The organism is Kitasatospora sp. NPDC001539 (genome assembly GCF_040298565.1).
Taxonomy (GTDB): Bacteria; Actinomycetota; Actinomycetes; order Streptomycetales; family Streptomycetaceae; genus Kitasatospora.
In genome coordinates this window covers 1-8,183 of the sequence record NZ_JBEPAK010000288.1, presented here as the reverse complement: position 1 = coordinate 8,183, position 8,183 = coordinate 1, and the positions used below count along the sequence as shown (strand labels likewise).

Annotated in this window: 8 protein-coding genes; 6 read left to right on the top strand and 2 right to left on the bottom strand. The window is 72.7% G+C overall.

The genetic code is table 11. The annotated features are described in order from the left end of the window. Positions 1-56 precede the first annotated feature (56 nt). Positions 57-530 (bottom strand): thioredoxin-dependent thiol peroxidase, encoded by a 474-nt coding sequence (gene bcp / locus ABT247_RS29395; protein WP_350748397.1) that lies wholly within the window; start codon positions 528-530, stop codon positions 57-59. Positions 531-694: 164 nt separating this feature from the next. Here bcp and ABT247_RS29390 point away from each other — a divergent pair, with 164 nt between their 5' ends. From ABT247_RS29390 to ABT247_RS29380, 3 genes are all read left to right on the top strand, one after another. Beyond that, entirely contained in the window at positions 695-1,036 is a 342-nt protein-coding gene (locus tag ABT247_RS29390; protein WP_350748395.1) for a DUF3618 domain-containing protein, read from the top strand. Positions 1,037-1,221: 185 nt separating this feature from the next. Further along, positions 1,222-1,524: a GroES family chaperonin gene (locus tag ABT247_RS29385; protein ID WP_350748399.1), complete on the top strand. Its 303-nt coding sequence runs from the start codon at positions 1,222-1,224 to the stop codon at positions 1,522-1,524. 166 nt (positions 1,525-1,690) lie between these two features. Further along, complete coding sequence (locus ABT247_RS29380; RefSeq protein ID WP_350748393.1) at positions 1,691-2,872, top strand: winged helix DNA-binding domain-containing protein; 1,182 nt, start codon at positions 1,691-1,693, stop codon at positions 2,870-2,872. A 1-nt stretch (position 2,873) separates the two neighbouring features. Here ABT247_RS29380 and ABT247_RS29375 read toward each other — a convergent pair whose 3' ends face one another. Continuing rightward, positions 2,874-5,201 carry a transglycosylase domain-containing protein gene (locus ABT247_RS29375; protein ID WP_350748389.1) on the bottom strand — a complete coding sequence of 776 codons (2,328 nt, stop codon included), beginning with the start codon at positions 5,199-5,201 and terminating at the stop codon, positions 2,874-2,876. A 282-nt stretch (positions 5,202-5,483) separates the two neighbouring features. Here ABT247_RS29375 and ABT247_RS29370 point away from each other — a divergent pair, with 282 nt between their 5' ends. Genes ABT247_RS29370 through ABT247_RS29360 form a run of 3 tightly spaced genes read left to right on the top strand, consistent with a single transcriptional unit; the run spans position 5,484 to position 8,130 of the window. Further along, complete coding sequence (locus tag ABT247_RS29370; RefSeq protein ID WP_350748388.1) at positions 5,484-6,341, top strand: ABC transporter permease; 858 nt, start codon at positions 5,484-5,486, stop codon at positions 6,339-6,341. Beyond that, complete coding sequence (locus ABT247_RS29365) at positions 6,334-7,161, top strand: ABC transporter permease (RefSeq protein WP_350748386.1); 828 nt, start codon at positions 6,334-6,336, stop codon at positions 7,159-7,161. Before ABT247_RS29370 ends, ABT247_RS29365 begins: the two co-directional genes overlap by 8 nt. A 9-nt stretch (positions 7,162-7,170) precedes the next feature. Then, positions 7,171-8,130 carry an ABC transporter ATP-binding protein gene (locus tag ABT247_RS29360; RefSeq protein WP_350748384.1) on the top strand — a complete coding sequence of 320 codons (960 nt, stop codon included), beginning with the start codon at positions 7,171-7,173 and terminating at the stop codon, positions 8,128-8,130. The last annotated feature ends 53 nt before the right edge of the window (positions 8,131-8,183 follow it).

Below are 8,183 nucleotides of genomic sequence, written 5' to 3'. Positions count from 1 at the left end.
GCACCCGGTCGGGGTGTGCCGCCACCGCTGCTCCGCCCGCGGGTGTCGGTACGGGCTCAGGCCTCGACCTTGAGGTCGCGCAGCAGCTTGGCGACGTGTCCGGTGGCCTTGACGTTGTACAGCGCGCGCTCGACCTTGCCCTGTTCGTCGACGACCACGGTGGAGCGGATCACGCCCTCATAGGTGCGGCCGTAGTTCTGCTTCTCGCCGTAGGCGCCGTAGGCCTGGAGGACGGCGTGGTCCGGGTCGGACAGCAGGGTGACCTTGAGGTTCTCGGCCTCGCGGAACTTGCCGAGCTTCTCCGGCTGGTCCGGCGAGACGCCGATGACGTCGTAGCCGGCGCCCGCCAGGAGCTCCAGGTTGTCGGTGAAGTCGCAGGCCTGCTTGGTGCACCCCGGGGTGAGGGCCTTGGGGTAGAAGTAGACGATGACCTTGCGGCCCAGGTGGTCGGCGAGCGAGACCTGGTTGCCGTCGGCGTCGGACAGGCTGAAGGCGGGCGCGGTGTCGCCGGGCTGGAGACGCTCAGTCATGGGGTGGACTCTCCTGGTGCGTGCGGCTGGGACGGGCGGTCGTGCCACGGCAAACTTACCTCCGTTGGTGGGTGGGGCCGCGCGGTCGTGCCTGCCAGCTGACAAACTGGGGCAGTCGCACAGGACGACCAGGACTACATCGGCAAGTGAATGGGGTGGCCCGAGTGGGCGAGGCGAGCACGAAGGACAAGCCGGGGCGGACGACCGCCCAGATCGAGGCGGACATCGAGCGCACCCGCGACCGGCTGGCGGGGACCCTGGACGAGCTGGCCGTGCGCATCCACCCGAGCACCGTCTCCGCCCAGGTCAAGGCCAGGGCGCGGGCCACCGTCGAGGAGAAGGCGGCCCGGGCGTACGTGGCCGCGAACGGTCTGGTGGAGAAGGTCCGGGCGCAGTTCGTGGACGAGAAGGGGCAGCCGCGCAAGGAGCGGGTCGTCCCGGCCGCGCTGGTCGGTGTGGGCGTGGTGCTGCTGGTCGCCTCCGCGCGCAAGCGCCGCAAGGACTGAGCTGTGGTGGTGGAGGGGCCGGGCGCGCGAGGCGGCCCGGCCTTCCGCATGCCGGGCTGGCGTCACGCTCCGCGCGCGGGGGCGGTACCTTCGGGATCGTGAGTACGAACGACGAACCGACCCGCTCCGACCACGACACCGAGGCCGCGCGCCACGACCGGCTGGGTGAGAAGCTGCCGATCCGGATGCTGCACGACCGGGTGCTGGTGCGCACCGAGGGCAGTGAGGGCGAGCGCCGCTCGACCGGCGGCATCCTGATCCCGGCGACGGCGGAGCTGTCCAAGCGCTGCACCTGGGCGGAGGCCGTCGCGGTGGGCCAGAGCGTGCGCTCGGTGGAGCCGGGTGACCGGGTGCTGTACGACCCGGAGGACAAGCTGGAGGTCGAGGTGCGGGGCGCGACGTACGTGCTGCTGCGCGAGCGCGACCTGCACGCGGTGGCCGCGGCGCGCTTCGGCGACACGGAGGGCTCGACCGGGCTGTACCTCTGAGGTCGGCTGTAGCTCTGAGGTCGGCTGCACTTCCGAGGTCGGCTGCACGTCCGAGGTCGTCCGGGCCCGCCGGCCGGCAGGCCCGCTGCCCGGCCCGCTGCCGCCGCCGGCCGGGCCGGTTCCGTGGTTGAGCCGGTTCGTCGGTGCCGGGCGTTAGGGTCCGGGCATGACCAAGGCGGTGCCGGTGATCGGTGATGCGGAGCGGCGGGCCCGGCTGGGGTGGCGGCAGTTGTTGGTGCCGTCGGTCCGGGCGGCGCGGGTGGAGGACGTGGCCGACGCGGTGGTCGGGCTGCACGCGACGGACGCGGCCACGGTGTACCTGTCGGCGTGCGCGCGGCTGGCCGAGCCCTCGGTGGCGGAGGTGGACCGGGCGCTGTACGAGGACGTCACGCTGGTGAAGCTGCTGTCGATGCGGCGGACGATCTTCGCGGTGACGGAGGGCTTCGCCCCGTACGTGAGCTCGGGGGCGGCCCGGGCGATCGCGCTGAAGGAGCGGTCGACGCTGCTCAAGCACCTGCGGGAGCACGCCGAGGGCTGGGACGAGGCGCGGCTGGCGGCCACGGAGCGCGAGGTGCTGGCCGCGCTGGCCCGGCGCGGTGAGGCGACGACCGGCGAACTGGCGGAGGACGTCCCGCAGTTGCGCGAGAGCATGGTGATGGCGGCGGGCAAGCCGTACGAGGCCCGGCAGAGCGTGGGCAGTCGGCTGCTGCGGCTGCTGGCCTCGGACGGGCGCGTCCGCCGCTGTCGTCCGCGCGGTTCCTGGCTGAGCAGCAGCTATCCGTGGGCGCTGGTGCCGCAGTGGCCGGACGTGCCGGTGCGGGAGGCGAAGGCCGAGGTGGTGCGGCGCTGGCTGGCGGCGTACGGGCCGGGGACGGTCGAGGACGTGAAGTGGTGGACGGGCTGGACGCTGGGGGAGGTCCGGCGGGCGTTGGCGGACGTCGGGGCGCTGGAGGTGGCGCTGGCGGACGGGTCGGCGGGGCTGGTGCTGCCGGGGGACGCCGGGCCGGTGGCGGCGCCCGAGCCTTGGGCGGCGCTGCTGCCGGCGCTGGATCCTGCGGTGATGGGCTGGCGCGGGCGGGACTGGTACCTGCGGCCGGGGGACGTGCCGGCGCTGTTCGACCGGGCGGGCAATGCCGGGCCGACGGTGTGGTGGTGCGGCGAGGTGGTGGGCGGCTGGGCGCAGCGCGCGGACGGTGAGCTGGTGTGGCGGCTGTTCCGGGACGTGGGGGTGGAGGCCGAGCGGGCCGTCGTGGTGGCGGCGGAGCGGCTGGCGGCGTGGTTGGGGCCGGTGCGGGTGACGCCGCGGTTCCGGACGCCGTTGGAGCGGGAGCTGGTGGCGGGGGCGTAGCTCATCCGGCCGGTGGTGTGGCGGGGTCGGTGGGGCCGGCGGTGGTGGGCTGGGCGGTGGGTCGGGGCGGCCGGGTCTGGGTGGGCCGGGCGGTGGGGGCGGGCTGTTCCTGGCTGGCGGTGGGTTGGGGGTTCTGCGGGCTGGGGGCGGTCGGGCGGGGTGCGGGGGCGTCGGTGGTGGCGGGTGCGCCGGTGGCCTGGGCGGGGGCGCTGGGTGTGGGGGCGGCGCTGCTGGGGGTGTCGCCGTTGGTGGGGGTGGTGCCGGGGCTGGGGGTGCTGCTGCTGGGGGCGGCGGTGGCGGTCCAGGTGCCGGTGTTGGGGGTGCCGTGGCCGGTTTGCAGGTCGAACTGCCGGGTGGGGGTGCCGTTCAGGGCGGCGGTCATGTAGGCGGTCCAGATCCTGGTGGGGAAGGTGCCGCCGTTGATCCGGGCGAGGCCGGCGGTGCCGGACAGCGGCTCCTTGGCGTGGTTCTTCGGGTTCTCGCGGAACAGGCCGATGGTGGTGGTGAGTTCGGGGGTGAAGCCGGCGAACCAGGCGGAGAGGTTGGAGTCGGTGGTGCCGGTCTTGCCGGCGGCGGGGCGGCCGAGGTCGAGGGCTGCGGCGCCGGTGCCGCGGGGGCTGACGACGTCGCGGAGCACGTCGGTGACGGTGTCGGCGATGCTGCGGTCCATGGCGGTGGTGGCCTTGTGTTCGGGCATCTTGGGGACGTCGACGGCGCCGCCGGGGTTGACGCGTTCGAGTTTGGAGACGGACCACGGGGTGTGGGCTTCGCCGTGGTTGGCGAAGGTGGCGTAGGCGCCGGCCAGGTCGAGGGCGCTGGGGGTGGCGGTGCCGAGGGTCATGGAGGTGTTGGCGGGGTCCATGCCGCGGACGCTGTCGGGGATGCCGAGTTTGACGGCGGTCTCGCGGACGCGGGCGAGTCCGGCGTCGACGCCTTCCTGGGCGTACACGGAGTTGACGGACTTGACCATGGCGTAGCGGAGGGTGATGTTGCCGTAGTTGACGTCGTCCTCGTTGGGTGGCGCGTAGGGGGTGGGGCCGCCGGTGACGGGGCGTTCGCTGGTGCCGTCGTAGCGGGTTTCGGTGGTGATGGGGCGTCCGTCGACGGTGTGTTGGGCGATCAGGCCGGCGGCGAGGTCGATCGGTTTGAAGGTGGAGCCGATCTGGTTGTCCTGGCGGAGGGCGTCGTTGTAGGGCTGTTTGGCGTAGTCGGGGCCGCCGTAGACGGCGAGGACGCGGCCGGTGGCGGGGTCGACGGAGGCGCCGGCGACGCGGACGTCGGTGTCGGTGGTGGGGCGGGCCTTGGGGTCGAGCTCGTCGGTGAGTTCGTTCTGGACGGCTTGGACGAGGGCGTCCTGCTTGGGCTTCTCGAAGGTGGTGGTGATCCGCCAGCCGCCGGCTTTGAGGGTGGGGGCGTCGATGGTGCCGGAGGAGATGAGGTAGTCGTCGGCGACGCCGACGAGGTAGCCGGCCTGGCCGGCGAGGCCGGTGGCGGGTTGGGGGTCGGTCGGTTCGGGGAAGGTGGTGGCGGCGCGGTCGGCGGCGCTGAGGAAGCCGAGTTGGACCATGCCGTCGAGGGCGTAGTTCCAGCGGGCGAGGGCCTTCTCGCGGTTGGCGGGGGTGGCGGTCTTGACGTCGTAGAGGCTGGGGGCCTGGAGCAGGGAGGCGAGGTAGGCGCCCTGGCCGAGGGTGAGTCGGGAGACGTCCTCGCCGTAGTAGGCGTGGGCGGCGCTCTGGATGCCGTAGGCGCCGCGGCCGAAGTAGCTGCTGTTGAGGTAGCCGGCGAGGATGTCCTTCTTGTCGCGCTGCTGGTCGACCTTGAGGGCGATGAAGAGTTCGCGGCCCTTGCGTTCGATCGTCCGGTCCTGGGTGAGGTAGTAGTTCTTGACGTACTGCTGGGTGATGGTGGAGCCGCCCTGCATGCCCTTGCCGAGCAGGGTGTTCCAGCCGGCCCTGAGCATGCCCTTCAGGTCGATGCCGCGGTTCTGGTAGAAGGTGCGGTCCTCGGCGGAGACGACGGCCTGCTGGGTCTGGAGCGGGATCTGGTCGATGGTGACGTCGGTGCGGTTGACGGCGCCGGTGCGGGCGATCTCGGTGGTGCCGTCGGAGTAGAGGTAGATGTTGTTCTGGGCGACGGCGTGGGCGTTGGGATCGGGCACCGGGACGATGACGTAGAGCACGGCGAAGGCGCCGACGGCGAGCAGGAGCAGCGCGGTGAGGGTGCCGAGGGTGATCCGCCAGGTGGGCAGGAGCCGGCGCCAGAGGGGGAGGGCGCGGCGGGCCTCGCGGCGGGCGGCCCGTTTGGCCTGGCGTCGGGTGCTCAAGGTCATGCCCGAGATTATCTGCTATTTGACGTCCGTTCAGCGGTGGCAGGCTGCTTGAGCTGCGGGGTTGCGCGGGTCGGGTCGTGCGCCCCGGGGTGCGTCGGAAATCCGGGTGCGGGCGGGGGTGGGCGTCGGTACGGTGAAAGGTGCGAACCGCATAGCGCGCTCACGTCGGCAGCTCCGCCCGTCTGCCCGGGACCCCCGGGTATGGCCGGTCGGAGCCGCTGGGTCGTGCGCCGGCGCGGATGTGGACAGCCGTCTGCCCGTATTTGTCGACAAGGAGACAATATGCAGAATGTGGCCGCCGTGGCGGCGAAGCCCCCCGATACCGCCGCCGGCTCCACCGTCGGGCTCTACGCCGCCGTAGCCCGCGGTGCCTTCCGCCGCTACTCCACCTACCGGGCCGCCACCCTGGCCGGCACCTTCACCAACACCGTCTTCGGCATCATCCTCGCCTCCTCCTTCCTCGCCCTCTGGCAGGCCCGCCCCGGACTCGGCGGCTACGACCAGGGCCAGGCCGTCACCTACATCTGGGTCAGCCAGGGCCTGCTGGTCACCCTCGCGGTGTGGGGCGGCGGCTTCCAGGACGACGTCCAGGACCGCTTCCGCTCCGGGGACATCGCCGTCGACCTCTACCGCCCGGTCGACTTCCAGGGCTGGTGGCTGGCCACGGACCTCGGCCGGGCCGGCTTCCAGGCGCTGATCCGCGGCACCGTGCCGATGCTGGTCGGCGCCCTGGTCTTCCGCACCCGGATGCCCGAGCAGCCGCTGACCTGGGCGTTCTTCCTGCTCTCCGCGCTGCTCGCACTGCTGGTCAGCTTCGGACTGCGGTTCCTGGTCTCGATCACCGGCTTCTGGCTGCACGACTCCGAGGGCGTGCGCGCGGTGATGCTGGTGGTCTCGATGTTCTTCTCCGGGATGCTGCTGCCGCTCGCGCTCTTCCCCGGCTGGCTCGGCGACCTCGGCCGGGTGCTGCCCTGGGCGGCGCTCATCAAGGTCCCGACCGACGTCTTCCTGGAGCGCGCGAGCGGCACCGGGCTGCTCCCGGAACTCGGCTTCCAGCTCGGCTGGGCGGCCGCACTGCTCGCCGCCGGGCGGGGCGCCCAGTGGCTGGCGACCCGCAGGGTGGTGGTGCAGGGTGGCTGAGCCGCTCGCCGCGCGCACCTCCTGGGCGCTGCGCTCCTGGTGGATCTGCGCCCGGATGTGGATGCGCTCGATGATGGCCTACCGGGCCTCCTTCGCACTGAACCTCGTGGCCAGCCTGGTGACCCACTCCCTCGACTTCGCGGTGCTGGTGATCATGTTCCAGCACACCGACGAACTCGGCGGCTGGCACCTCCCGGAGATCGCCTTCCTCTACGCCACCGCGACCTTCGCCCTCGGCACCGCCAACCTGCTGGTCGGCTCGGCCGACGGCCTCGGCGTGCGGATCACGAGCGGCACGCTGGACACCATGCTGATCCGGCCGGCGCCCGCGCTCTCCCAGCTGTGCGCCGAACGCTTCACGCTGCGCCGGCTCGGGCGCCCGCTCCAGGCCACGGCGGTGCTCATCTGGTCGCTCACCGCGCTGGACGTGCACTGGACCTGGGACCGCGTGCTGCTGGTGCCCGTCCTGCTGGTGTGCGGCAGCGTCATCTTCGGCGCGATCTACGTCGGCGGCGCCACCGTGCAGTTCTGGTGGGGCGAGTCCAAGGAGATCCAGAACTCCTTCACCTACGGCGGCGCGACCCTGCTGCACTACCCGCCGACCGTGTTCGCCAAGGAACTGGTCGCCGGGGTGGTCTTCGGCGTCCCGCTGGCCTTCGTCAACTGGCTGCCCGCCCTGCACGTCCTCGGCCGCCCCGACCCGCTCGGCCTGCCCACCGCCTTCCAGTACGCCTCCCCGATCGCCGCCGCGCTCTGCGTCGCCGCCGCCGGACTCGCCTGGCGGGCCGGACTGCGGGCCTACCGCGGCACCGGCAGCTAAGGAACCACCATGGCACTGATCGAACTGCAGGACGTCCACCGCACGTTCACCGTGCGGGCCCGCACCGGCCGGTTCAGCCGGACCAAGCGCGAGGTGCGCGCGGTGGACGGGTTGAGCTTCACCGTCGAGGCCGGCGAGTGCGTCGGCTACATCGGCCCCAACGGCGCAGGGAAGTCGACCACCATCAAGATGCTCACCGGCATCCTCGTCCCCAGCGCCGGGCGGCTGCGCGTCGCCGGGGTCGACCCGGCCCGCGAACGCGTCGCGCTGGCCCGCCGGATCGGCGTCGTCTTCGGCCAGCGCACCACCCTGTGGTGGGACCTCCCGCTGCGCGACTCCTTCGAACTCGCCCGCCGGATCTACCGCATCCCCGACCAGCGGTACCGCGAGAACCTCGGCCGCTGCGTCGAACTGCTCGACCTGGCGGGCCTGCTGGACACCCCCGTACGGCAGCTCTCGCTCGGCCAGCGGATGCGCGGCGACCTCGCGGCGGCGTTGCTGCACGACCCCCAGGTGCTCTACCTGGACGAACCGACCATCGGCCTGGACGTGGTCAGCAAGGGCAAGGTGCGCGAGTTCCTGCGCGAGGTCAACCGCGACCGGGGCACCACGGTGCTGCTCACCACCCACGACCTGACCGACATCGAGCAGCTCTGCGGCCGGGTGATGGTGATCGACCACGGCCGGGTCGTCCACGACGGCGGGCTGGACGGGCTGCACACCACCGGGGGCAGCGAACGCACCCTGGTGGTCGACCTCGCCGAGGCCCGGCCGCCGATCGAGGTGGCCGGGGCGCGGGTGGTGAAGGTCGACGGGCCGCGGCAGTGGCTCGCCTTCCCGGCGCGGGAGAGCGCGGCACCGATCGTGGCGGCGGTCGCGGCGCGGTACCCGCTGGTCGACCTCTCGGTGCGCGAACCGGCCATCGAGGACGTGATCGCGCGGATGTACGCCAGGGTGCCGATCGGCTAGGGCCCGTCTTCGAACCCCCGCACCACGGCGTGCACGTGCTCCCCGTAACCGGG